The 25,089-nt window shown below is 63.0% G+C and carries 20 protein-coding genes and 2 tRNA genes; 11 read left to right on the forward strand and 11 right to left on the reverse strand.

Annotation, left to right across the window (positions count from 1 at the left end; translation table 11 throughout):
- The first annotated feature begins 27 nt into the window (after positions 1–27).
- The 6 genes from ACN6NG_RS22840 to ACN6NG_RS22865 all read left to right on the forward strand — a co-directional run bounded on the left by ACN6NG_RS22840 (position 28) and on the right by ACN6NG_RS22865 (position 5,341).
- Positions 28–1,086 carry an ABC transporter substrate-binding protein gene (locus ACN6NG_RS22840; protein ID WP_341797830.1) on the forward strand — a complete coding sequence of 353 codons (1,059 nt, stop codon included), beginning with the start codon at positions 28–30 and terminating at the stop codon, positions 1,084–1,086.
- A gap of 157 nt (positions 1,087–1,243) precedes the next feature.
- Positions 1,244–2,050, forward strand: a complete 807-nt coding sequence (locus ACN6NG_RS22845; RefSeq protein WP_353456439.1) for an alkaline phosphatase family protein — start codon at positions 1,244–1,246, stop codon at positions 2,048–2,050.
- Positions 2,047–2,898, forward strand: coding sequence for an ABC transporter permease (locus ACN6NG_RS22850; RefSeq protein WP_061203664.1), 852 nt, complete (start codon positions 2,047–2,049; stop codon positions 2,896–2,898). The genes ACN6NG_RS22845 and ACN6NG_RS22850 overlap by 4 nt, the downstream gene beginning before the upstream one ends.
- Positions 2,888–3,682, forward strand: coding sequence for an ABC transporter permease (locus ACN6NG_RS22855; protein ID WP_474316370.1), 795 nt, complete (start codon positions 2,888–2,890; stop codon positions 3,680–3,682). Before ACN6NG_RS22850 ends, ACN6NG_RS22855 begins: the two co-directional genes overlap by 11 nt.
- A 1-nt stretch (position 3,683) precedes the next feature.
- On the forward strand, positions 3,684–4,673 hold the full coding sequence (locus tag ACN6NG_RS22860) for an ABC transporter ATP-binding protein (RefSeq protein WP_061203662.1): 990 nt from the start codon (positions 3,684–3,686) through the stop codon (positions 4,671–4,673).
- A 14-nt stretch (positions 4,674–4,687) separates the two neighbouring features.
- Positions 4,688–5,341: an HAD family hydrolase gene (locus tag ACN6NG_RS22865; RefSeq protein WP_258655596.1), complete on the forward strand. Its 654-nt coding sequence runs from the start codon at positions 4,688–4,690 to the stop codon at positions 5,339–5,341.
- Between the two features lie 121 nt (positions 5,342–5,462).
- Here the strand turns inward: ACN6NG_RS22865 and ACN6NG_RS22870 are convergent, their stop codons facing one another.
- Positions 5,463–6,425: an NAD(P)H-quinone oxidoreductase gene (locus tag ACN6NG_RS22870; protein ID WP_284363300.1), complete on the reverse strand. Its 963-nt coding sequence runs from the start codon at positions 6,423–6,425 to the stop codon at positions 5,463–5,465.
- Positions 6,426–6,565: 140 nt separating this feature from the next.
- Between ACN6NG_RS22870 and ACN6NG_RS22875 the strand changes: the two genes are divergently transcribed.
- The gene (locus ACN6NG_RS22875) at positions 6,566–8,647 is read left to right on the forward strand and encodes a carboxy terminal-processing peptidase (RefSeq protein ID WP_353456436.1); all 2,082 of its coding nucleotides are present in this window, start codon (positions 6,566–6,568) and stop codon (positions 8,645–8,647) included.
- Positions 8,648–8,765: 118 nt separating this feature from the next.
- Positions 8,766–9,734 (forward strand): EAL domain-containing protein, encoded by a 969-nt coding sequence (locus ACN6NG_RS22880; protein WP_353456435.1) that lies wholly within the window; start codon positions 8,766–8,768, stop codon positions 9,732–9,734.
- A 152-nt stretch (positions 9,735–9,886) separates the two neighbouring features.
- On the opposite strand, the gene ACN6NG_RS22885 is transcribed toward ACN6NG_RS22880, so the two are convergent.
- The 4 genes from ACN6NG_RS22885 to ACN6NG_RS22900 all read right to left on the reverse strand — a co-directional run bounded on the left by ACN6NG_RS22885 (position 9,887) and on the right by ACN6NG_RS22900 (position 12,194).
- On the reverse strand, positions 9,887–10,255 hold the full coding sequence (locus ACN6NG_RS22885; RefSeq protein WP_016501064.1) for a hypothetical protein: 369 nt from the start codon (positions 10,253–10,255) through the stop codon (positions 9,887–9,889).
- Positions 10,252–10,590: a helix-turn-helix domain-containing protein gene (locus tag ACN6NG_RS22890; RefSeq protein WP_353456434.1), complete on the reverse strand. Its 339-nt coding sequence runs from the start codon at positions 10,588–10,590 to the stop codon at positions 10,252–10,254. The genes ACN6NG_RS22885 and ACN6NG_RS22890 overlap by 4 nt, the downstream gene beginning before the upstream one ends.
- Positions 10,591–10,700: 110 nt before the next feature.
- A complete protein-coding gene (locus ACN6NG_RS22895) occupies positions 10,701–11,141 on the reverse strand; it encodes a YkvA family protein (protein WP_084967330.1) in 441 nt (146 codons plus the stop codon).
- Positions 11,142–11,429: 288 nt separating this feature from the next.
- Complete coding sequence (locus tag ACN6NG_RS22900; RefSeq protein ID WP_016501067.1) at positions 11,430–12,194, reverse strand: FKBP-type peptidyl-prolyl cis-trans isomerase; 765 nt, start codon at positions 12,192–12,194, stop codon at positions 11,430–11,432.
- 380 nt (positions 12,195–12,574) lie between these two features.
- Between ACN6NG_RS22900 and ACN6NG_RS22905 the strand changes: the two genes are divergently transcribed.
- Positions 12,575–13,882: a hypothetical protein gene (locus ACN6NG_RS22905; protein ID WP_474316375.1), complete on the forward strand. Its 1,308-nt coding sequence runs from the start codon at positions 12,575–12,577 to the stop codon at positions 13,880–13,882.
- 58 nt (positions 13,883–13,940) lie between these two features.
- Here ACN6NG_RS22905 and pcaQ read toward each other — a convergent pair whose 3' ends face one another.
- From pcaQ to ACN6NG_RS22925, 4 genes are all read right to left on the reverse strand, one after another.
- Positions 13,941–14,873, reverse strand: coding sequence for a pca operon transcription factor PcaQ (gene pcaQ, locus ACN6NG_RS22910; RefSeq protein WP_353456432.1), 933 nt, complete (start codon positions 14,871–14,873; stop codon positions 13,941–13,943).
- Positions 14,874–15,046: 173 nt separating this feature from the next.
- A complete protein-coding gene (gene nirD / locus ACN6NG_RS22915) occupies positions 15,047–15,409 on the reverse strand; it encodes a nitrite reductase small subunit NirD (protein ID WP_338746363.1) in 363 nt (120 codons plus the stop codon).
- The gene (nirB, locus tag ACN6NG_RS22920; protein ID WP_474316377.1) at positions 15,409–17,961 is read right to left on the reverse strand and encodes a nitrite reductase large subunit NirB; all 2,553 of its coding nucleotides are present in this window, start codon (positions 17,959–17,961) and stop codon (positions 15,409–15,411) included. Before nirB ends, nirD begins: the two co-directional genes overlap by 1 nt.
- A gap of 304 nt (positions 17,962–18,265) precedes the next feature.
- On the reverse strand, positions 18,266–22,291 hold the full coding sequence (locus ACN6NG_RS22925; protein ID WP_474316379.1) for a molybdopterin-dependent oxidoreductase: 4,026 nt from the start codon (positions 22,289–22,291) through the stop codon (positions 18,266–18,268).
- 364 nt (positions 22,292–22,655) lie between these two features.
- Between ACN6NG_RS22925 and map the strand changes: the two genes are divergently transcribed.
- Positions 22,656–23,453: a type I methionyl aminopeptidase gene (map, locus tag ACN6NG_RS22930; RefSeq protein WP_474316382.1), complete on the forward strand. Its 798-nt coding sequence runs from the start codon at positions 22,656–22,658 to the stop codon at positions 23,451–23,453.
- 213 nt (positions 23,454–23,666) lie between these two features.
- Here map and ACN6NG_RS22935 read toward each other — a convergent pair.
- Positions 23,667–23,743, reverse strand: a tRNA-Asp gene (locus ACN6NG_RS22935).
- Between the two features lie 13 nt (positions 23,744–23,756).
- Positions 23,757–23,832 (reverse strand) — tRNA-Val (locus ACN6NG_RS22940).
- A gap of 215 nt (positions 23,833–24,047) precedes the next feature.
- Between ACN6NG_RS22940 and rdgC the strand changes: the two genes are divergently transcribed.
- Entirely contained in the window at positions 24,048–24,968 is a 921-nt protein-coding gene (gene rdgC / locus ACN6NG_RS22945) for a recombination-associated protein RdgC (protein WP_016501075.1), read from the forward strand.
- Positions 24,969–25,089: the final 121 nt, after the last annotated feature.

Consider the following 25,089-nt stretch of genomic DNA (forward strand, 5'->3'; position numbering starts at 1 on the left):
TAAAGGCACCCACCCAAGGAGCTACGGATGAAAAAGTTGTTCATGGCGTCACTGCTCGGTTCGGCCATCGCGTTCTGTACCTCGGCCATGGCCGAGGACCTCAAGGCCCTGGAAGATGCCGCCCGCAAGGAAGGCACCGTCAACAGCGTGGGCATGCCCGATGCCTGGGCCAACTGGAAAGGCACCTGGGAAGACCTTGCCAGCAAGTACGGCCTCAAGCACAGCGACACCGACATGAGCTCGGCCCAGGAAATCGCCAAGTTCGAAGCCGAGAAGGACAACGCCAGCGCCGACATCGGCGATGTGGGCGCCGCCTTCGGCCCGATCGCCGTGACCAAGGGCGTGAGCCAGCCGTACAAACCAAGCACCTGGGATCAGGTGCCGGAGTGGGCCAAGGACAAGGACGGCCACTGGGCGCTGGCCTATACCGGCACCATTGCCTTCATCATCAACAAGGACCTGGTCAAGGAAGAGGAACGGCCAAAAACCTGGCATGACCTGGAAAAAGGCAAGTACAAGGTCGCCATTGGCGACGTCGGCACTGCCGCCCAGGCCGCCAACGGGGTGCTCGCCGCCGCCATCGCCTACAAGGGCGACGAAAGCAACGTGGCGCCGGGCCTGCAACTGTTCACCAAACTGGCCCAGCAGAAGCGCCTGTCGCTGGCCAACCCGACCATCCAGACCCTGGAGAAGGGCGAGGTGGAAGTGGGCGTGGTGTGGGACTTCAACGGCCTGAGCTACCGCGAACAGATCGACCCCAAGCGCTTTGAAGTGCTGATCCCGTCGGATGGCTCGGTGATCTCCGGCTATACCACGGTCATCAACAAGTACGCCAAGCACCCCAACGCGGCCAAACTGACCCGTGAATACATCTTCAGCGATGCCGGGCAGATCAACCTGGCCAAGGGGCATGCCCGGCCGATCCGTGCCGAGCACCTGAAGCTGCCGGCAGATGTGCAGGCCAAGTTGCTGCCTAACGAGCAGTACGGTGCCGCCCAGCCGATCAAGAATGCCGAAGCCTGGGAAGCCACCTCGAAGAAACTGCCGCAGATGTGGCAGGAGCAAGTGATCATCGAGATGGAATAAGGCAGGACCATCCCGGGGCTGCTGTGCAGCCCATCGCGACGCAAGGCCGCTCCCACAGGGCCGGCGTCGCCCCAGAGGTTTTCGCTGTCCCTGTGGGAGCGGCCTTGTGTCGCGAAAGGAGGGCGAAGCCCTCCCCGGTTCCTTTGCGGAGTATTGAATGAGCCACAACGTCATCCTGGTCCTGCTAGACGGCCTCAACTATCAGGTTGCGCACCACGCCATGGGCCACCTGCATGCCTATGTCGAGGCCGACCGCGCCGCGCTGTACCGCGTGGAATGCGAGCTGCCGTCGCTGTCACGGCCGTTGTACGAATGCATCCTCACCGGCGTGCCGCCCATCGACAGCGGCATCGTGCACAACAACGTCAACCGCCTGTCTAACCAGCGCAGCGTGTTTCACTACGCCCGCGAAGCCAACCTGGGCACCGCAGCGGCGGCCTATCACTGGATGAGTGAGCTGTACAACCGCTCGCCTTTCGACCCGCAGCGCGACCGCCATACCCACGCGCCGAAGCTGCCGATCCAGCATGGGCTGTTCTACTGGGACGACCGTTACCCCGATTCGCACCTGCTGGCCGATGGCGAATACCTGCGCCGCCGCCATGCCCCCAACTTCCTGCTGGTGCACCCGATGAGCATCGACGATGTCGGCCACCGCCACGGCCTGGACAGCAGCCAGTACCGCAACGCCGCGCGCAGCGCCGATATCTTGCTGGCCGACTACCTGCCAGGCTGGCTCGAAGAGGGCTATCAGGTGCTGGTCACCGCCGACCACGGCATGAACAACGACCGCTCGCACAACGGTTTGCTGGCCGAGGAGCGCGAAGTGCCATTATTCGTCTTTGGCGACGCGTTCAGCCTGGACCCGGCGGCCAAGCCGTTGCAGACCGAGCTGTGCGGCACCATGTGCGAGCTGCTTGGCGCTGCCCACGACAAGACCGTGTGCCGGGAGCTGCTGAAGTGACTGCACCCAAGCGCAGCGGCGCCCGTGGCCGCTACCTGGCCCTGCTCTGCCTGCTGCCGTTTGCCGTGTTCTTTGTCGTCTTCCAGATTGCCCCGCTGGCCTGGGTAGCGATCAACAGCGTGCAATCGGAAGCGGGCTGGGGCGTCGAAAATTTCAGCAAGGTATTCAGCTCGAAGTTCTACCTGCAGGCCCTGCAACGCAGCCTGGAAATCAGCTTCTGGTCGAGCCTGTTCGGCATCGTCATCGCCACCCTTGGCGCTTATTCGCTGCGCCAGGTGGACTCGAAACTGCGCGACTTCGTCAGCGCCTTCGCCAACATGACCAGCAACTTTGCCGGGGTGCCGCTGGCCTTCGCCTTCATCATCCTGCTCGGTTTCAACGGCGCGCTGACGCTGCTGCTGAAGCAGATCGGCCTGCTGGAAGACTTCAGCATCTACTCCAAAAGCGGGCTGATCCTGGTGTATACCTACTTCCAGATCCCGCTGGGCGTGTTGCTGCTCTACCCGGCCTTCGACGCCCTGCGTGAAGACTGGCGCGAGTCGGCCGCGCTGCTGGGTGCCAATCACTGGCAATACTGGCGGCACATCGGCTTGCCGGTGCTGACCCCGGCACTGCTGGGCACCTTCGTCATTCTGCTGGCCAATGCCCTGGGCGCCTACGCCACCGTGTATGCGTTGACCACCGGCAATTTCAACGTACTGCCGATCCGCATCGCTGGCCTGGTGGCCGGCGACATCAGCCTCGACCCGAACCTGGCCAGCGCCCTGGCGATGGTGCTGGTGGGGCTGATGACGCTGGTCACGGTGGTGCATCAATGGCTACTGAAACGGAGCTACCATGCGCGCTGACGCCCGTTCCGGCGGCTGGTACCACCGCATCGTGGTCTACCTGCTGTTCCTGATCCTGCTGCTGCCACTGGCCGGCACCCTGCTCTATTCGCTGGCCACCAGCTGGTCGGCCAGCCTGCTGCCCAGCGGCCTGACCCTGAAATGGTACGTGGCGTTGTGGAGCGAGCCGCGCTTCCTGGCTGCCTTCGGCCAGTCGCTGCTGGTGTGCATGGGTGCGCTGCTGCTGTCGGTGGTGCTGATCCTGCCGCTGCTGTTCGTGGTGCACTACCACTTCCCGCGGCTCGACGCGTTGATGAACATCCTCATCCTGTTGCCGTTCGCGGTGCCGCCGGTGGTGTCGTCGGTGGGGCTGCTGCAGCTGTATGGCAGCGGGCCGATGGCCATGGTCGGCACGCCCTGGATCCTGATCGGCTGCTACTTCACCATCACCCTGCCGTTCATGTACCGGGCCATTACCAACAACCTGCAGGCCATCAACCTGCGCGACCTGATGGACGCCGCCCAGTTGCTCGGCGCCAGCACCTGGCAGGCCGCGCTGCTGGTGGTGCTGCCAAACCTGCGCAAGGGCCTGATGGTGGCACTGCTGCTGTCGTTCTCGTTCCTGTTCGGCGAGTTCGTGTTCGCCAACCTGCTGGTCGGCACCCGCTACGAGACCCTGCAGGTGTACCTGAACAACATGCGCAACAGCAGCGGCCACTTCAACAGCGCACTGGTGATCTCGTACTTCGCCTTTGTGCTGGTACTGACATGGGTCGCCAACCGCCTGAACAAGGACAAGACCTGACATGAGCTTCGTCAGCGTACAGAAACTGCAGAAAAGCTACGCCGGCAGCCCGGTATTCGAGAACATCGACTGCCACATCGAACGCGGCGAGTTCGTTACCCTGCTAGGCCCGTCCGGCTGCGGCAAGTCCACCCTGCTGCGCTGCATCGCCGGGCTTACTCCGGTAGACAGCGGGCAGATACTCCTCGACGGCCACGACATCGTGCCGCTCAGCCCGCAAAAGCGAGGGATTGGCATGGTGTTCCAAAGCTACGCGCTGTTCCCCAACATGACCGTGGAACAGAACGTAGCCTTTGGCCTGCGCATGCAGAAGGTCAAGGCCGACGAAAGCCAGGCCCGGGTGCGCGAGGTGCTGGCGCTGGTGGAGCTCGGCAACTTCGCCGGGCGCTACCCGCACCAGCTGTCTGGCGGCCAGTGCCAGCGCGTGGCCCTGGCCCGTTCGCTGGTTACCCGCCCGCGCCTGCTGCTGCTTGACGAGCCATTGTCGGCACTGGATGCGCGTATTCGCAAACACCTGCGCGAGCAGATTCGTGCCATCCAGCGTGAACTTGGGCTGACCACCATCTTCGTCACCCACGACCAGGAAGAAGCGCTGACCATGTCCGACCGCATCTTCCTGATGAACCAGGGGCGTATCGTGCAGAGCGGCGATGCCGAAACCCTCTACACAGCGCCTGTGGACCTGTTTGCCGCCGGCTTTATCGGCAACTACAACCTGCTCGACGCCGACAGCGCCAGCCGCCTGCTGCAACGCCCGGTGGCCAGCCGCCTGGCGATCCGCCCGGAGTCGATCACCCTGGGCGTGAATGGCGAACTGGACGCAGAAGTACGCAGCCACAGCCTGCTGGGCAATGTAATTCGCTACCGCGTGAACGTGCGCGAGGTGGAACTGGTAGTCGACGTGCTCAACCGCTCGCCAGCCGACCTGCACGCGGACGGAAAACGCGTTAGCTTGTCCATCGACCCGACAGCGCTGCGGGAAGTGGCTTAAGGAGATTCAACACAATGGCACTGGCAATTTTCGATCTGGACGAAACCCTGATCCACGGGGACTGTGCGTCGCTGTGGAGCGAGCAGATGGCCCGGCTGGGCTGGGTCGACGGCAAGGAATTCCTGCGCCGCGACCATGAACTGATGGAGGCCTACGGCAAGGGCCACCTGCAGATGGAGGACTACATGGCCTTCAGCCTGGAGCCGATTGCCGGGCGTACCCTGGAGGAGGTAGAACACTTGGTTGAGCCGTGGGTCGAAGAGGTGATCGAACCGATCATCTACGGCGATGCCTGCCGCTGCATTGCCGAGCACCGCAAGCGCGGGGACCGCATTCTGATCATTTCCGCTTCGGGAACGCACCTGGTCGGGCCGATTGCGGCACGGCTGGGGGTGGATGAGTACCTGGCGATCGAGCTGGAGGCGGTGAACGGGGTGTATACGGGCAAGACTCACGGGGTACTCACCTACCGCGAAGGCAAGATCACCCGGTTGCTGGAGTGGCTGGACCAGGAACAGGAAAACCTTGAGGGAGCGAGTTTCTATTCCGATTCACGCAATGACCTGCCGCTGCTACTGAAGGTGGATCACCCGCATGTGGTGAACCCGGATGCGGTGTTGCGCGAGCATGCCCAGACCAATGGCTGGCCGATTCTGAGCTGGACCTGACATTTGTAGCGCCTGTTCTGGCCCTATCGCCGGCAAGCCAGCGCCCACAGGTCCGTAACAGGCCTTCAATCCTGTGGTGAACCTGTGGGAGCTGGCTTGCCGGCGATAGGGCCGGGCCTGCTTATGAAAGGCTCGGATCTATGACCATCACCAACTTGCCCGAGACCTGGTTGGTCTCAAGCTCGGCATACGCCGCCTGGGCGAACTCCACAGGATAAGTATCAACCAGCTGCGGCGATAAACGCCCTTCGGCGAACAGCGGCCACACCTGCTGTTGCAGCTCGCGCAGCAGCTCGGCCTTGAAGCCGTCATCACGGTTGCGCAGCGTAGAGCCGGTAATCTCCAGGCGCTTGCCCAGCACCTGGGCCAGGTCCAGCTCAAACTTGCGCCCACCCATCAGGCCGATGATCACCCAACGGCCGTCACGGGCCAGCAGCTTGAGGTTGAGCTCACCGTAGCTGGCGCCCACCGGGTCGAGAATGACGTCGAACGGCCCGAAACCTTCCAGTGCATCCAGGTTCTCGTTACGTACCACACCACCCGCAGCGCCCAGCGCTTCGCAATAGGCCAGGCGATCCGGCGAACCGACGCTGACCCACACCGGGCTGCCGAATGCCTTGCACAGCTGGATGGCAGCCGAACCAACGCCACTGGCGCCAGCATGCACCAGCACCTTCTCACCGGCCTTCACACCCCCCAGCTGGAAGATGTTCAGCCAGGCGGTGGCATACACCTCCGGCAACGCTGCCGCTTCATGCAGGCTGAGCCCTTCGGGCACCGGCAGTACATGACGGGCATCGACCACCACTTCCTCGGCCATGGCACCGCTGGCCAGCAGTGCGCACACTCGGTCGCCCACGCGCCAGTCGGCGCCGGCGCCCACTTCCTCGACCACACCGGCGCATTCCAGGCCCATGTACGGGCTGGCGCCTGGCGGTGGCGGGTACAAACCTTTCATCTGCAGCAGATCGGCGCGGTTCAGGCCCGCAGCAGCCACGCGAATGCGCACTTGGCCCGCGTCACAGGCCGGGCGTTCGGCCTCGACCCACTCCACATGTCCGTCAACGCCTTGCAATGCCTTCACAGTGCCTCCATAGTTGAATCATGACTGGGCCTGGGGAACGCACACCCCAGGCTTTTTGCAGTATTTGCCCGGTTCCATGGAACCGGCAACGGAAAAGACGGCCTACTATGCGTGATCAATTGCCTCCACGTCGAATCAGCATGAAGCATTTCCTCCCAAGCACCGCCCTCGCTGTAATGATCGGCCTGGGCAGCCTCGCGCTCGGCGGCAATGCAGCGGCCGCCAACAAGTGGGACGGCCTGCAGCCGGACCGCGACGAGATCGTCGCCAGCCTCAACGTGGTGGAATTGCTCAAGCGCCACCACTACAGCAAGCCGCCTCTGGACGATGCCCGTTCGGTCATCATCTACGACAGCTACATCAAGCTGCTGGACCCGGCGCGCAGCTACTTCACCGCTGCCGACATTGCCGAATTCGACAAGTGGAAAACGCAATTCGACGATTTCCTCAAGAGCGGTAACCTGGACCCGGGCTTCACCATCTACAAACGCTACCTGGACCGCGTCAAGCAGCGCCTGGACTTCGCCCTGGCCGAGCTGAACAAAGGCGTGGACAAGATCGACTTCACCGCCAAGGAAACCTTGCTAATCGACCGCAAGGACGCCCCGTGGATGAAGGACCAGGCCGAGCTCGACGACCTGTGGCGCAAACGCGTCAAGGACGAAGTGCTGCGCCAGAAGATCGCCGGCAAGGAACCCAAGCAGATCCAGGAAACCCTGACCAAGCGCTACAAGAACCAGCTGGCGCGCCTGGACCAGACCCGTGCCGAGGATATCTTCCAGGCCTACATCAACACCTTCGCCCAGTCCTACGACCCGCACACCAACTACCTGTCGCCGGACAACGCCGAGAACTTCGACATCAACATGAGCCTGTCGCTCGAAGGCATCGGCGCGGTGCTGCAAAGCGACAACGACCAGGTCAAGATCGTGCGCCTGGTGCCGGCAGGCCCGGCAGCCAAGACCAAGCAGGTAGCCCCGGCCGACAAGATCATCGGCGTGGCCCAGGGCAACAAGGAAATGGTCGACGTAGTCGGCTGGCGCCTGGACGAAGTGGTCAAGCTGATCCGTGGCCCGAAAGGTTCGGTGGTACGCCTGGAAGTCATCCCGGCCAGCAATGCGCCGAGCGACCAGACCAGCAAGGTCGTGTCGATCACCCGTGAAGCGGTAAAACTCGAAGAGCAGGCGGCGAAAAAGTCTGTGCTCAAGCTCAAGCAGGACGGGCGTGACTACAAGCTGGGCATCATCGAGATCCCGGCCTTCTACCTCGACTTCAAGGCCTACCGCGCCGGTGACCCGGAATACAAGAGCACCACGCGTGACGTGAAGAAACTGCTCACCGAACTGCAGAAGGAGAAAGTCGACGGCGTGGTCATCGACCTGCGCAACAATGGCGGCGGCTCGCTGCAGGAAGCCACCGAGCTGACCAGCCTGTTCATCGAGAAAGGCCCGACCGTACTGGTGCGCAACAGCGACGGCCGCGTCGACGTGCTGGAAGACGAAAACCCGGGCGCCTTCTACAAGGGCCCACTGGCGCTGCTGGTCAACCGCCTGTCGGCCTCGGCGTCGGAGATCTTTGCCGGTGCCATGCAGGACTACCACCGCGCGCTGATCATCGGTGGCCAGACCTTCGGCAAAGGCACCGTGCAGACCATCCAGCCGCTCAACCATGGCGAGCTGAAGCTGACCCTGGCCAAGTTCTATCGGGTTTCCGGGCAGAGCACCCAACACCAGGGCGTGCTGCCGGACATCGACTACCCGTCGATCATCGACACCAAGGAAATTGGCGAGAGCGCCCTGCCCGAGGCCATGCCCTGGGACACCATTCGCCCGGTCGTCAAGCCGGCGGCCGACCCGTTCAAGCCTTACCTGGCCATGCTCAAGGCGCAACATGAAGCGCGCAGCGACAAGGATGCCGAGTTCACCTACATTCGCGACCGCCTGGCCCTGACGCAGAAGCTGATGACCGAAAAAACCGTCAGCCTCAACGAGCAGGATCGCCGTGCACGCCACGACGAAATCGAGGCCAAGCAGCTGGCGCTGGAAAACGTCCGCCGCAAGGCCAAAGGTGAAGAGCCGCTCAAAGAGCTGAAGAAAGAGGACGAGGACGCACTGCCGGTCGAGGATGAAAACACCAAGCCGGAAGACGACGCCTACCTGTCCGAAACCGGTCGTATCCTGATCGACTACCTCAGCGCCAGCACCAAGGTGGCCAAGAAGTAAGGCGCAGCGGCGGTGATGGCAGAATAATGTGACCTGTCATCAAACAGTCATCGCGCTGTCGTGAAATACGGGGGCCGGGCATGCAGATGCCCGGCCCTTTCATTTTCAGGAATACGTCATGACCGTCGCCGAACAGCTCAGTGCCTTGAGTGCCATCCTGGCTCAACGCAGCATTCACAGCCTGTTTCAGCCGATCATGTGCGTGAGCGAACAACGGGTTTTCGCCCATGAAGCGCTGAGCCGCGGGCCGTCCAACAGCCCGCTGCATGCACCGCTGAACCTGTTCAGTATCGCCCGCCAGGCCGGGCGCCTGACCGAGCTGGAAGCCGCCTGCCGGGAAAGCGCCTGCCGGCGCTTCTCCGAGCAACAACTGCAGGGCAAGCTGTTTCTCAACATCTCGCCCGAATCGTTGCTGGAGCCACACTACCCGTCCGGCCTTACCCTGAAGCTGCTGGAGCAGGTCGGCCTGCCGCCCAGCCGGGTGGTGATCGAGCTGACCGAGCACACCCCGACCGACGACTTCCAGCTGCTGTCCAATGCCCTGCACCACTACCGCGACATGGGCTTTTCGATTGCCCTCGACGATCTGGGCGCGGGTTACTCGAGCTTGCGGCTGTGGTCGGAGCTGCGCCCCGAATACGTGAAGATCGACCGCCATTTCATCGACGGCATTCACCGCGACCCGCTCAAACGCGAGTTCGTCGGCTCGATATTGCAGATTGCCAGGGCCTCGAAGGCACAGGTGATTGCCGAAGGCATCGAGCTGGCAGAGGAGCTGGCAGTGCTGACCGAGATGGGTGTGGACCTGGTGCAGGGCTACCTGCTGGGGCGCCCGCAAGAGCTGGGGGTGCGGGAAATCTGGCCTTTACCGACGCCGACTAGCGCGCCACTGGCTGGACAGCCGACGGTGCGGCTCGATGCCACGCTTGGGCAGTTGCTGGAGTTGTTCGAGCGGCATCAGCACCTGGAGGCATTAGAGGTGGTGGATGCTGATGGCAGGGGTTGTGGGTTGGTCCACCGACATGGTTTGCCTGCCCCGGCCCTATCGCCGGCAAGCCAGCTCCCACAGGCTCACCACAGGCCTTGAGCCTGGCGCTGTATCTGTAGGAGCAGCCTTGTGCTGCGAAGAGGCCATTACTGCTACTGAAAGTATTTGCTCCTACTGGCCTCTTCGCAGCACAAGGCTGCTCCTACAGGCCGGTGGTATACCGGCAGGAGGGAGCGCGCTGATGCTGACAATCAGGCTGTTTCTGGGTAGCTGTACTCGAACACCCGTACCACCTCGGAGGCATGCCACGACGCCGCCTCCATGCCATCGACCGGCCCGGCAAAGCGCCCCAGCCGTTCGACACATTCAAAGAAGCCGGTACGCGGCAAACGGCTGGCGCCCTGGCTGATCACCAAGGAGCTGCGCAACGGCTGCTCGGCACGGGCATCCAGCACCGCCAGGTACTCCAGCGCAGCGGTCAGCGTCTGCATGGCAGGGCTAGGCAGTTGCAAGCGCTCGATCAACGCTCGGTAGGTCAGCAAGTGACGTTGACGACGGGCCAGGTCAAGCTCGCCCAGCAGGTTATCCCAGTGCTGACGGCTGATCCTGACCTGGCTCATGATGGCTCGCTCCAGCCAGCCACCCCCAGATGCCAGGCCAAGGCGCGGCGGATGGCAGCATCCGGATGGCGTTCTCCCGATTCGATCATGGCCAGATACGCCGGGCTCACCCCGACATTGCGCGCCAGTTGCTCAGGGGCAATGCCCTTGGCCTGGCGAATCTGCGCCACTTCGCTGAACGCCGGCAATGGCGCCACGGCAGCTGAGCCGGGCTCTTCGCTGACGACCGCCTCGGCAGGCGCCTGCCCCGCCGCCTTGAGCAGTGCCTGGTACTGCTCCCAGGGAACGACGGCGTACTCGGGTTGACCGTCCCGGCTAATGACCTGAATACCCATTACAAACCCCTTAAAAAAGGATTACAGCATGTAATCCGTAGGCATAACCCTTATGCCAATTATATTACCAACTCCGGGGTCTGTCCGGTTGAGTGCAGTTCAGGCTGTTTTCATTGGGTGTTGCGCTCCAGCCCCAGCGCTTGTGGGGTAGCCGGCAGGCGCTCGACCACGCGCAGCCGCTCGGGTGCCTGGCTGTCGCGCCAAGCCTTGAAGCGCGCCAGTTCGTCGGCCACGGTCTTCAGCACCCAGCCCAGCACCGCGATGTCATCGAGAAAACCCACGCCCAGCAACCAGTCGGGTATGGCATCGATGGGGCTGACGAAATACAGCAGGCCGGCCACGATGGTGACCAGGGCCTTGGGGCTGATGGCGCGGTATTCGCCACGCCACCACGCCAGGCACAGCGACTGCAGCAGTTTCACGTCCTCACGCAACCGGCCGATGCGTGGGCCTTTGCGGGCCACTGCAAACAGCAGGGCCGGCAGCCGACCACGGCTGAGCAGGCGCTCGGCCAAGGGCAGGAAACGGGCAAAATTCCAGGGTGCGCTCATGGAGCCTCCAGGCGGAACGGGTTATCCACATTTATTGTGGATAACCTTGTGAACAGGGTCGCGTTTCTGAGCCCAGGTGCCTGCCAGGCAAGGCCCACGGTCAGATCGGGCGTTTTTTACACAACCGTTTCAAGCCGTGGGTACCTGGCCGCAAACGATTTGCGCCAGAAACATCCTACATCTACTAGCTGCATTTCCTCGGACAGTATCAGTTGTTGCTGGTTCGTCCAATCGCCACAAACGAAAACGCCCCGTCAGGACGGGGCGTTTTGCAAGAACCAACCAGTGTTACTTGGCAGGTGCTTCAGCAGGCGCTTCAGCTGGAGCCTCGGCTTCCGGCTCGCCACCCTGCAGCTGGGCCGGATCCTTGATGGCGATCAGTTCCAGGTCGAACACCAGTACCGAGTTCGCCGGGATCAGCGGGCTTGGGCTTTGTGCGCCGTAGGCCAGTTCAGCCGGGATGAACAGCTTGTACTTCTCGCCAACGTGCATCAGCTGCAGGCCTTCGACCCAACCCGGGATCACACCGCTGACCGGCAGGTCGATCGGGCTGCCACGCTCGACAGAGCTGTCGAACACCTTGCCATCGATCAGCTTGCCTTCGTAGTGGACAGTGACCACGTCGGTCGGCTTTGGCTGCGGGCCATCAGCCTTCTTGACCACTTCGTACTGCAGGCCCGAGGCAGTGGTGACCACGCCTGGCTTCTTGGCGTTTTCTTCGAGGAACTTCTTGCCGGCGGAGGCGGCTTCTTCGCTGGCCTTGGCCAGGCGCTCCTCGGCGCGTTTCTGCAGGGCGGTGAACGCCTCTACCAGCTCTTCGTCCTTGATGCGTTGTTCTTTCTTGCCAACGGCGTCTTCGATACCGAGGGCGACCGATTTCGAATCAAGGTCTTCCATGCCTTCCTGAGCCAGGCTCTTGCCCATGTTCAGGCCGATACCGTAGGAGGCTTTCTGCGCCGGAGTCTTCAGCTCGGGGCTGCTGGCCTGTTGATCACAGCCAGCCAGTACCAGGCCTACCAGGGCAACCGCAGCCGCCAAACGATGCTGTTTCATGCTATTTCCTTGTTCATGCGCCATAAGGGCAATCAGGGTAAAGCCGCGAGCTTAGCAGGCGGCCATGACCAATGGCTACCGGCATAGGAGCGGGTTTCACGGAGTAAGTTCAGTAGGCAGTGCGCTTCTTCACAATCTTCCGAGGCAATGGCCAGTATTGACCATTCGTACCGACAGCGCCTCGAATCCAACGGCCTTTTTCACCAATGAAAAGTTCAGCGAGACAAGCCGGAAAACCTGACATTTCTGCCAGTAGCGCCGAACTCGGGCCTGCTTTCCAATGACCAGGCAACGCAACTTGCGAAATCTGAGTGACCCGCCATTGCGGGCACGGGCTTCAAGCCGCGCGACTTGCATCTAGCCTTTTCAAAGGAAACCTCATGAACACCTCACGAAAGCCTAACCGTTCAACCCGAGTCGCATCCGATTGGGCCCTGCCGGTGGCGCCCATCGATCAGAATTATGGCGTCGGCGGGCTTGCATGTATTTTCGAAAAAATACCTGGGTCTCGCGCCGATAGTAATGGGGTCATCAATAGCAGGACACACCGTGGGCGCAGTTATGTAATGGGTTGGAGTAGCAACCAAAATACGGATGAAATCAAGGTCTTTGTGGCTTGCCTGAATGAAGACGGTAGGTTGGATAGCAGCTTCCATGGCGATGGCGTCTTCGATTTCAACCAGGTACCAAAAGCAGCCTATAAGGTGCTGAGTGGCATCGTTGAAGATGCCGCAGGGAATTTACTGATCGTTGCTCATGTCGAGGGTGTATCAGCAAGCCACCTCTGGAAATTGACTGCCTCGGGGGAACCGGACCCCACATTTGGCAATGGCAAAGGATTCGTCGATACCCGCGATGTAATCACAGAAGAGCTGGAGCTTCAAAACTTGGCAATCGCGAAAGATCGAATTTTCGCCAGCGGGTTGCGTCGCGGGCCGCAGATGTTCGAACCTGTGGTGATCGCGCTCGACCTCAAAGGCGCGCTATTGGAGCATTTTGCGACTGATGGCGTCCTTGATGTTGCCAAGCTGATTCCAAATACCCAGGATCACATCATCGATGGTATTGCCAGTTTCACGCCCCCCTCTGGCCCGGAGCGTCTGGTACTACCCTTGTACCTGATGCGCAATGGCGATGCGTACAGCGTCACTACGGCCTTGACCGTCGACGGAAAAATTGATGAGGCCTTTGGCGAAAATGGCCAGCATTGGTCCGACCCTTGGGTGATCAACAATGGTTTTTCAGTGGACGCCATCTCTCAACGGATCAGTTTTTATGGCGAACTTTACTCCCTTGATAAAGATATCAGCCACCCGACTGTTTACCGCATCACCTATACCGGCAAGCCTGCCAAAGAGTTCAACGACGGCAACGTGTTGGTGTTTAAGCGCCCCGGAGGCTGGTACGCAGGGGTAGAGGCAGCGGGCGGCCTGGTCGGCTATGGCAGTTTCTACACCCACCTTCTTGCATTTCGCTTCACCTCGGACGGCAAGTTTGACACCACCTTTGTCCCGCCCCACGGTTATGGCACGTTCGGCGCTCAACTACCAGAGGATGGCTTCTATGTATCGTCGGGGTCGATCGCCCTCGATACACCTAACCAACGCCTACTGATCAGTGGCCGTGACGAGGAGCTACAACGTGGCACTGTGCCTTGTGTGATCGCAGTGTCCTTGCGGACTACGTGATTGCAACCAAGGTAATGCGTACGAGGGTTTCTCAGCGGGAAACGCTCTACGGTACCGATCACGGATACGACTGTTCCCGATATTGCGCCGCCACCTCGCGCAACACCTCGCACACCCACTGCCCAGGCAGGCTCTGCGGCAAGGCGGCATTGCGGCAGATACCCACCGAGCCGCCCGGCTCGCGCACGCCAAGGTCGAGCTCGACCAGCTCACCACGGCGCAGGTCGAGCAGCACCGCATCGCGCGGCGCTACCCACAACGCATCACTGCCCAGTAGGTAGCGCCGGCTCAGGGCCAACGACAGGGTTTCCAGGCGCTGCGCCGGCATCTGGATGCCGCATTGCACAAACAGGCTGTCGGCATGCTGGCGGATGGTGGTGCCCGCCGGCGGCAACACCAACGGGTAACGCCCGACCTTGGCGCGCTCGACCGGCGTGGCGGCCAGCAGCGGGTGGCCCGGGCGTACCACCAGGCTCATCGACTCGCTGTACAGGTGTTCGAACGAAAGCCCCTGGATCTGCGGGCTATCGGTCATGCGCCCGACCACCAGTTCCAGCTCACCCAGACGCAGTTGGCCGAGCAGCTGCGCGCTGACCCCCGTGGCCACACTGATGACCAGCGCTTCATGGCGCTGGTGCAGGCGGCACAGCACCTCCGGCATGAGCAGGCCCTCGACCGTCGACAGCACGCCAATACGCACCTGCGACGGCGCCCGCGCTTCGCCGCGCAAGCTGCTGACGCCATCGCGCAGGGCCTGCACGCTGGGCCCGGCATAACGCATGAAACGCGCCCCGGCCGGGGTCAGCTCGACGCCCTGGCGGCTGCGCGCGAACAGGCGCGCTTCCAGCAGGCCTTCGAGTTCCTTGAGGGTCTTGGAAATCGCCGGCTGGCTGATCGCGAGCACGTCGGCGGCCCTGGCCAGGCTGCCCTGCCGGGCAATCTCCAGGAAGCACAGCAGGTGGCGGTATTTGATGCGGGTGTCGAGGTTCATGGTTTAAAGCTTACCGCATCAGGATCTTCATCGCCTGGGAGACCGAGCGACGCCCGCGCGGCGCATGCCTTAAGAACTATGGCGTCTGTGAGATCGAGCGCCGCGCGGGCGGCGCTCGATCTCCCAAGCGACGAAAATGCAACGGCGAACAACTGCCAAGCCCCCCGCAACCCTCAGGCCACCGCCAACTCCACAACCTCACCGCTCAACCGCACCGGCCACACTCGCAACCTCTGCCCGGCATCCTCCAGGCACTCTCCACTCAACAGGCTGAAGTGCTGCTTGTAGAGCGGCGCTGCCACCACCAACTCACCTTGCACGCTGCCCACCAGCCCGCGGCCGATGATGTTGGCACCGGAACGCGGGTCGCGGTTGTCCACCGCGTACAGCGGCTGCGCCTGCCCTGGCAGGTAGAACAGCGCCACCTGAGCCCCGTCGAGCCACACCACGACCCCGGAATCGGCCACCAGGTCTTGCGCCTGGCACACCGCCTGCCAGTTCTCACAGGTTTTCACAGCAGCATTGGACAGGTTCATCAGACAGCCTCCTCGACAGTAGGGATCAGGTGCAGCGGCGCCGCTGGCCGGCGTTGTTCGCGTTCGCGCACGAAGTGCACGTCCGGGTCGGCACGCCGATCATTGACGAAGGTGCGGAAGCGCTTGAGCTTCTCCGGGTCGTTGAGGGCGTTGGCCCATTCGCATTCATACTGGTCGACCACATGCTGCATCTGCGCTTCCAGCTCGCCGGCCAGGCCCAGGCTGTCGTCGAGGATCACCTGCTTCAGGTAGTCCAACCCGCCGTCGAGGTTTTCGCGCCACACCGAGGTGCGCTGCAGCTTGTCGGCCGTGCGAATGTAGAACATCAACACACGGTCGATCAGGCGCACCAGGGTTTCGTCGTCCAGGTCGGTGGCGAACAGCTCGGCATGCCGTGGGCGCATGCCGCCGTTGCCGCACACGTAGAGGTTCCAGCCCTTGTCGGTGGCGATCACGCCGATGTCCTTGCTCTGCGCCTCGGCACACTCGCGGGTGCAGCCAGACACGGCGAACTTGAGCTTGTGCGGGCTGCGCAGGCCCTTGTAGCGGTCTTCCAGGCGCAGGGCCATGGCGACGCTGTCCTGCACGCCGTAACGGCACCAGGTGCTGCCCACGCACGATTTCACCGTGCGGGTCGACTTGCCGTAGGCGTGGCCGGTTTCGAAGCCGGCCTCGATCAGCTCGCCCCAGATCAGCGGCAGCTCGTGCAACTGGGCACCGAACAGGTCGATGCGCTGGCCGCCGGTGATCTTGGTGTACAGGTCGTACTTCTTGGCCACCTGGCCGATGACGATGAGCTTGTCGGGGGTGATTTCACCACCCGGAATACGCGGCACCACCGAGTAGGTACCGTTCTTCTGCATGTTGGCCATGAAGGTGTCGTTGGTGTCCTGCAGCGGCACCAGCGCCGGGTCCATGATCGGCTGGTTCCAGCAGGAGGCGAGGATGTTGCCCACCGCCGGCTTGCAGATGTCACAGCCAACGTGGCCCTTGCCGTGGCGTGCGAGCAGCTCGCTGTAAGTGCGGATGCCCTCCACCCGCACCAGCCCGTAGAGCTCCTGGCGGGTGTAGGTGAAGTGCTCGCACAGGCTCTTGTCCACCGCTACGCCACGTGCGGTCAGTTCGTGCTCGAACACCTGCTTGAGCAAGGCCGCACAACCGCCGCAGCCGCTGCCGGCCTTGGTGCAGCCTTTGACCGCAGCAAGGTCGCTGCAACCGCTGTCGATGGCGTCGCACACCGCGCCCTTGCTGACGTTGTGGCACGAGCAGATGGTCGCGCTGTCGGGCAGCGCATCGGCGCCCAAGGCCGGTGCACCACCGCCTTGCGGCAGGATCAGCGCTGCCGGGTCGGCTGGCAGGGCGATGCCGTTCTGGGCGTATTGCAGCAGGGTGTCGTAGTAGCTATTGTCGCCGACCAGCACCGCGCCCAGCACGTGCTTGCCGCTGGCGTCCACCACCAGCCGGCGGTAGGCGCTGTTGGCTTCGTCGATGAAGCGGTAGCTGCGTGAACCGGGGGTGGCGCCATGGGCATCACCAATCGAGCCGACATCCACGCCCAGCAGCTTGAGCTTGGTCGACATGTCGGCGCCGGTAAACGCTACCGCCGCTTCCCCCATCAGCAAAGCCGCCAGGTTGCGCGCCATGCTGTAGCCTGGGGCGACCAGGCCGAACACGCTACCGTTCCACGAGGCGCACTCGCCGATGGCAAAGATGCGCGGGTCGCTGCTGCGGCAATGGTTGTCAATCACCACGCCACCGCGGGCGGCGATGTCCAGGCCGCAGCCACGGCCCAAGGCATCCTGCGGGCGGATACCGGCCGAGAACACGATCAGGTCGGTTTCCAGATGCTCGCCACCGTCGAAGTTCATGCGGTAGCGGTAAGCTTCACCGGCGCTGATCGACTGGGTGGCGCGCGACAGGTGCACGCCCACACCGAGCGCTTCAATCTGTGCCTTGAGCGCGGCACCGCCCTCGCTGTCCAGCTGAACCGGCATCAGCCGTGGGGCGAACTCCACCACGTGGGCTTCCAGGCCCAACGACTTGAGGGCGTTGGCTGCCTCCAGGCCGAGCAGGCCACCACCGACCACCACGCCACGGCGGGCACCGGCTGCGGCAGCGCGAATGGCATCGAGGTCGTCGAGGGTGCGGTAGACCAAGCGGGCATTGCCGCTGGAGCCTTCGATCGGCGGCACGAAGGGGTAGGAGCCCGTGGCCAGGACCAGTTGGTCGTAGCCGTAGCGCCCCTCGGCGGTGACTACTTCGCAGCGCTCACGGTCGATTTCCAGCACGGCCTCACCGAGGTGCAGGTGCACGCCGTTGGCGTTGTAGAAATCGTGCTCGCACAGGGCCAGGGCCTCGGCACAGCTGCCGCCGAAGTATTCGGACAGGTGCACGCGGTCGTAGGCGCGTTGGCGCTCTTCGCCGAACACCCGCACCTCGAAGCGCTGCAGGGCGCCGCGGCTGACCAGTTGTTCGACGCAATGGTGGCCGACCATGCCGTTGCCGACGATGACCAGTCGCTCTCGTTGCCCGCTGCTCGCTGTTGCCTTCATAAGCCGATCCTCGATCAAAAAAAAAGCGCCTGGAGCCGAAGCTCCAGGCGCCTTTGCCTGTATTCATCACGGTGTGCCCCCGGGTTGATCGCCGTTGATCAGCGGGGCTTGTTGTATTGGAGGTAAAGCAGGGACTGTGCCAATCCTTTTTCCTGTCCTGGCCCTATCGCCGGCAAGCCAGCTCCCACAAGGGCCGCCGCAGGTTTCGAGGTTTGTGCAATACCTGTGGGAGCTGGCTTGCCGGCGATAGGGCCAGCACAGCAATTGCACATTCCAAGTGCATCACTCCCCATCCCGGTGCACTTCAGTACACATCCCGCAGATAACGCTTGGCCTTGCTCAAACCTTCCACATAGGCAGCCGCCTGCGCCGCATCCATCCCGCCATGCTCAGCCACGACCGTGCTCAACGCCGCATCCACATCCTTGGCCATGCGCTGCGCATCCCCACACACATAGAAATACGCCCCCGCTTCCAGCCACTGCCAAAGCTGCGCGCCCTGCTCCAGCATGCGCTGCTGCACATAGATCTTCTCGGCCTGGTCGCGGGAAAACGCTGTATTCAGACGCAAGTGGCCGCTTGCCTGCCAGGCCTGTAGCTGCTCCCGGTAATAGAAGTCGGTGGCGGCGCACTGTTCGCCAAAGAACAGCCAGTTGCCCCCTTTCGCCCCCCGCGCCTCCCGCTCTTCGAGGAACGCCCGGAACGGCGCAATGCCGGTACCGGGGCCGACCATGATCACCGGCACGCTGTCGTCCGCGGGCAACCGGAAGTGCCTGGACGCCTGCGGGAAAATTGCCACCTTCAACGCTTGTGCGCGGTCGGCGAGGAAGGCCGAGCATACGCCCTTGCGCTCGCCATAACGCACGGTGGAGACGGTCAGGTGTACCTGGCCGGGATGCGCTAACGGGCTGGAGCTGATCGAGTACAGACGCGGCTGCAAAGGTTTGAGCAGTTCAAGCCAGCTGGCCAGCGGTAGCTGCTGGGGAAAGGCCCGCAGCACATCGACCAGTTGCCGGCCCCACAGCCAGTCCTGCAGTTCGGCCTTGCACTCGGGCTGCAGCAGACGTTGCAGGCCCGGGGCGCTGCCCGCGAAGGCTTGCAGTTGCTGCGTGGTGACCTTGGCGATTTCCAGGTGCGCGTGCAGGGCTTCGGCCAGTGGCATGGCAGGTTGGCCCTTCAGCTCGACCATGGCCTGGCCATCAAGCTGCATCAGCGCCAGCAGTTCGTCCACCAGCGCCGGGCAATTGCGCGGCCACACGCCCAAGGCATCACCGGCGGTATAGCTGAAGCCGCTACCGCTCAGGTCGAACACCAGTTGCCGTGTTTCCTTGCTGGCACCGGGGCCGTTGAGCAGGTGGTTTTCCAGCAAGGTGGCGGGCCAGGGTTGTTGTTTGCTCCAGCCCGCCATGGGTGCAGGTTCACTCGCCGGTGGTGGCGCAGCGGCCCTGCCCAGCAAGGGCAGCAACGCGTCAAGCCAGCCTGCGAACGCTTCGTCAAAGTCTGGCTCGCAGTCCACCCGTTGCAACAGGCGCCGGCCACCCAGTTCGGTCAGACGCTGGTCCAGCTTGCGGCCAAAGCCGCAGAACTGATCGTAACTGGAGTCGCCCAAGGCCAGCACTGCATAGGGCAGTTCGGCGCAGCAGGCGCCCTCCTCGCCCTGCAAGGCGTGCCAGAACGCCGCTGCGCTGTCGGGCGCATCGCCATCGCCAAAGGTGCTGGCGATCAATACCACGCTGGCGGCGCCCTGCAGCTGGCTCGGGCTGACCGCCTCCATGCAACTAAGCTGCACATCCAGGCCGGCACCGCGCAGGCGTTCGGCACAGCGCTCGGCCAGCTGCTCGCCGTTGCCCGTCTGCGAGGCCCACAGCACCTGATGCCGTGGCGCCACCAACGCCGCAACGGGCAGTGCCGCAGGCTGGGCGAACAGCCCGGCCAGCAAGCCGTCGATAAACAGCCGGTGGTTGGCCGCCAGTGGCGCACTGGCCGGCAGGCTGGGCACGCCCTCGGCGCGGGCCTGGTTCAGGCCCAGCAGGAAACCTTGCAGGTAATGGCGCTCTTCTTCTGCCAGTACCGGGGCTGGCAAGGTGTCCAGGCCAAGCAGACGGGACAGGGTGGCAGTGGGCATGCGGGCTGGCTCCGAAATGGCAGCGTTCAGGTCAAGGGCGTCGATACGCTCGCCTGCGACCCGTTGCAGGGCCACGGCGCAGTGTTTGAAAGCGGGTTGCAGCGACAGCGGGTCGACGGCATCGCAGGTGACGGCATTGATTGCCAGTTGCTCGCCGACCAGGTCGTTCCAGTGGAACGGCGCAAAGCAGTTGCCTGGCATGACCCGGTCGCTGATTCGCGCCGGCAGTACGGCTTGACCGCGCCGTGAGCGGACGGCCACCAGATCCTTTTCAGCGATGCCAAACCGTACGGCGTCGTCTGGGTGAACCTCGACGAAGGGGCCAGGCTCCAGCTTGTTCAGCGCCGGCACCTTGCCGGTCTTGGTCAGGGTGTGCCACTGATGCTGCACGCGGCCGGTGTTCAGCACCATGGGGTAGTCGTCATCCGGCAACTCCGGTGCCGGCAACCAGGGCCGGGCGAAGAAGCGGGCCTTGCCGCTGGAGGTGGGGAACGCCAGCGCCGGGCAATCGCCCTGGGCATCGTGCAGCAGCGCCTGGCTGCTACCGTCGTTCAGGTAGCGTAATGGGCTGCGATCGCTGCCACGGCCTGGCGCACAAGGCCACTGGCGTGGTTGCTGACGCAGCTCGGCGTAACCGATGCCGCGCAGGTCGTAGCCGGTGGCGGGGTTATGGAAGCGGCGGATTTCTTCATATACCGCTTCGGCATCGGGGTAGTCGAAGGCTTCGGCGTAGCCCATGGCGCAGGCCACCCGGGCGATGATCTGCCAGTCGGGCAGGCTCTGCCCTGGCGGCTCTACGGCGCGCGGCATCAGGGTGAGGTTGCGTTCGCTGTTGATCATCACGCCCTCGCCTTCGGCCCACAGCGCGGCCGGCAGCAGGATGTCGGCGTAGCGGTTGGTTTCGGTGTCGAGGAAGGCATCCTGGGTAATCACCAACTCGGCCTGGCACAGGCCATCGATCACCTGCTGGCGGTTGGCGACGCTGGCCACCGGGTTACTGCAGATCACCCAGCACGCTTTCACTTCGCCTGCTTTCATCTGCTCGAACAGCGCCACCGTACCCTCGCCGCCTTCGCTGCGCAGGCTGCCGGGTGGCAGTTGCCACTGCTGCTCGACAAATGCGCGATCGCCTTCCACCAACGCCGAGCGCTGGCCTGGCAGGCCGGGGCCCATGTAGCCCATCTCACGGCCGCCCATGGCATTGGGCTGGCCGGTCAGCGAAAACGGCCCGCTACCGGGGCGGCAGATGGCGCCCGTGGCCAGGTGCAGGTTGCAGATGGCGTTGCTGTGCCAGGTACCGTGAATGCTCTGGTTCAGGCCCATGGTCCAGCAGCTCATCCAGTCGTTGGCGGTGCCGATCCATTCGGCGGCCTTGATGATGTCGGCCTCGGCCAGCCCGGTGATGGCGGCTACGCGCTCGGGGGTGTAGTCATCGAGGAAGGCTGGCAGTTCAGCCCAGCCTTCGGTGTGGCGGGCGATGAAGTCGGGGTTGGTGTGGCCATTGCGGTGTAGCAGATACAACAGGCCGTTGAGCAAGGCCATGTCACTGCCGGGGCGTACTTGCAGGAACAGGTCGGCCTTGTCGGCGGTGGCACTGCGCCGTGGGTCGACGACGATCAGCTTCGCGCCGGCCTTGACCCGATCGAGCAGGCGCAGGAACAGGATGGGGTGGCAGTCGGCCATGTTGGCGCCGATCACCAGGAACACGTCGGCGTGCTCGAAATCCTGGTAGCTGCCAGGCGGGCCGTCAGCGCCGAGCGACAGCTTGTAGCCGCTGCCGGCGCTGGCCATGCACAGGCGCGAGTTGGACTCGATGTGGCGGGTGCGCATAAAGCCTTTGGCCAGCTTGTTGGCCAGGTACTGAGCCTCCAGCGACATCTGCCCCGATACGTAGAGCGCCACGGCGTCGGGGCCGTGCTGGTCGATGATGCCGCGCAGGCGTTTGCCGGCGTCGGCGATGGCCTGGTCCATGCCGGTGCGCGCCGGTTGCTGGTTGCGCTGCTGGCGCACATAGGCGTCTTCCAGGCGGCCGGCGGCGGTCAGCGGCACATGCGCGGTGAGGCCTTTGGTGCACAGCCGGCCGAAGTTGCTGGGGTGCTGCTTGTCGCCGCTGACCTTGACGACCTTGCCATCGGCAACGCTCATGACGATGCCGCAGCCAACGCCGCAGTAAGGGCAGACGCTGCGTACTTCGCTGTTGGCCATGGGCGGGCTCCTGTGGGAAACGCAAAAAGGCGCCGGCTGCCCCGGCTTGCTGAAGCAAGCGGGGCAACACGGCGCCTTTGTCGTGAAGTTTTGTGGGCTGTCGACGTTGATAGCCCGGGATTGAGGTGGCTCAGCAATTAGCGGGCCAGCTGTCTCTCGCGGTCTTTGTGGGAGCGGCCTTGTGTCGCGAATGGGCCGCAAAGCGGCCCCGGGATCTCAGCACTGATGCGCATATTGCTGGGGCTGCTGTGCAGCCCTTTCGCGACACAAGGCCGCTCCCACAAAGGCCGTGCTGTGGTCGATCCTGCGCACCATGCGGTGGCAACCCGGTACCCGCTGGCGCTATGCTGGGGCAAATTCCAGCATGAGCAACTACCCTCCCCCCATGTCCCAGGTGATTCTCAAGACCCCCGCCCAACTCGACCTGATGCGCCGCGCTGGCCAGCTGCTGGCCCAGGTTTTCGCCGACCTCGACGGATTCATCCGCCCCGGCGTGACCACGATGCAGATCAACGACCGTGCCGAAGCATTCATCGTCGACACGCTCAAGGCCCGGCCGGCGAGCAAAGGCCAGTACGGCTTTCCTTATTCGCTCAATACCTCGGTGGACCATGTGGTGTGCCATGGCATGCCCAATGCCGATGAAGTATTGAAGGAAGGCTCGATCATCAACGTCGACATCACCCTGGAACAGGGCGGCTACATTGCCGACTCGTCGAAGATGTACAGCATCGGGCACATCAGCGATGAAGCCCGACGCCTCGTCGACACCACCTACGACGCGCTGTGGAAGGGCATCGAGCAGGTGCGGCCCGGGGCCACGTTGGGCGATATCGGCCACGCCGTCCAGGCCCATGCCGAGGCGGCGGGCTACAGCGTAGTACGCGAGTATTGCGGCCATGGTATCGGCCAGCAGATGCATGAAGGGCCTGAAGTACTGCACATTGGCCAGCGTGGCATGGGCATGAAGCTGAAGCCGGGGATGGTGTTCACCATCGAGCCGATGATCAACCAGGGTGGGCGCGGTACGCGCACATTGAAGGATGGCTGGACAGTGATTACCCGCGACCACAGCCTGTCGGCGCAGTGGGAGCATACCGTGGCGGTGACCGATGACGGGTTTGAGGTGCTGACCTTACGGGAAGAAGAGCGCCGAAGCTGAAGCTGCCGCAAATCCCCTGTGGGAGCGGGTTCACCCGCGAAGAATATGACACGGTGTATGGCACCGGCTTTGCCGGTGTTCGCGGGTGAACCCGCTCCCACACGGGTCTGGCGGCGCTTTTAGGGCTTCGACATAATGCAGACACAAAAAAAGCGACCCTAAGGTCGCTTTCTTTGTTACTTCCAGGTGTTCAGTGGGCCTGGAAGTGGAATATGGCGCAGCGGACGGGACTCGAACCCGCGACCCCCGGCGTGACAGGCCGGTATTCTAACCGACTGAACTACCGCTGCGCTATACATCGAGTGGTGGGTGATGACGGGATCGAACCGCCGACCCTCTGCTTGTAAGGCAGATGCTCTCCCGGCTGAGCTAATCACCCTTCGTCTCGGTGTGGCGCGCATTCTACGGACGACCCCGCACCCTGGCAAGCACTTTTTAAACTTTTTTCAAAAAAAACTTCATGCCTTTCAAAGGCCTAGCGTTGCCGGGTGTTTCTTTCACGCATAAGCCACTGCTGGCCCTCTGACAGGGTTGGCCTCAGAGCTCCGCTCGGAGAATAATGCCCGCCTTATGCATTAAGGAGAGTTACCCCACATGTGGTTCAAGAACCTGCTGACCTACCGCCTGACCCAGGAAGTCCCGTTCGAGCCTGAAGCGCTGGAAGCCGCACTGGCCAGCAAGCCGGCCCGCCCCTGCGCCAGCCAGGAGCTGACCACCTACGGTTTCGTCGCGCCGTTCGGCAAAGGCGAAGACGCTCCCCTGGTGCATGTCAGCGGCGAGTTCCTGCTGATTGCCGCACGCAAGGAAGAACGCATCCTGCCGAGCAGCGTGGTCAACGACGCGGTCAAGGAAAAGGTCGAAGAGATCGAGACCGAGCAGATGCGCAAGGTCTATAAAAAAGAACGCGACCAGATCAAGGACGAGATCATCCAGGCTTTCCTGCCGCGTGCGTTCATCCGCCGCTCGATGATCTTCGCCGCCATCGCCCCGCGCCTGGGTGTGATCCTGGTGAACTCGGCCAGCGCCAAGCGCGCCGAAGACCTGCTGTCGACCCTGCGTGAAGTGATGGGCTCGCTGCCGGTGCGCCCGGCCACGGTGAAGATTGCGCCAACCGCCACCATGACCGACTGGGTCAAGTCGCAGCAAACCGCCGAAGGCTTCTATGTACTGGACGAGTGCGAACTGCGTGACACCGCCGAAGACGGCGGTATCGTGCGCTGCAAGCGCCAGGACCTGACCGGCGAGGAAATCCAGCTGCACCTGAGCACTGGCAAGGTGGTAACCCAGCTTGCCCTGGCCTGGCAGGACAAGCTGTCGTTCATTCTGGACGACAAGATGGTGATCAAGCGCCTGAAGTTCGAAGAGCTGCTGCAGGAGCAGGCCGAGCAGGACGGTGGCGATGAGGCTGCGCAGCAGTTCGATGCCAGCTTCTTGCTGATGATGATGACCTTTACCGAGTTCCTGCCGGTGCTGTTCGAGGCGCTGGGTGGGGAGGAGATTCCGCAAGGGGTCTGATGTGTCTTGAGATGCCAGTGCAGGCCTGAAGGCCATTTTGCCTGCACCGGCCCTGTCGCCGGCAAGCCAGCTCCCACAGGTACGCCACGGTTTTCAGAACCTGTGGCGTACCTGTGGGAGC

The organism is Pseudomonas sp. TSO6, assembly GCF_056098905.1.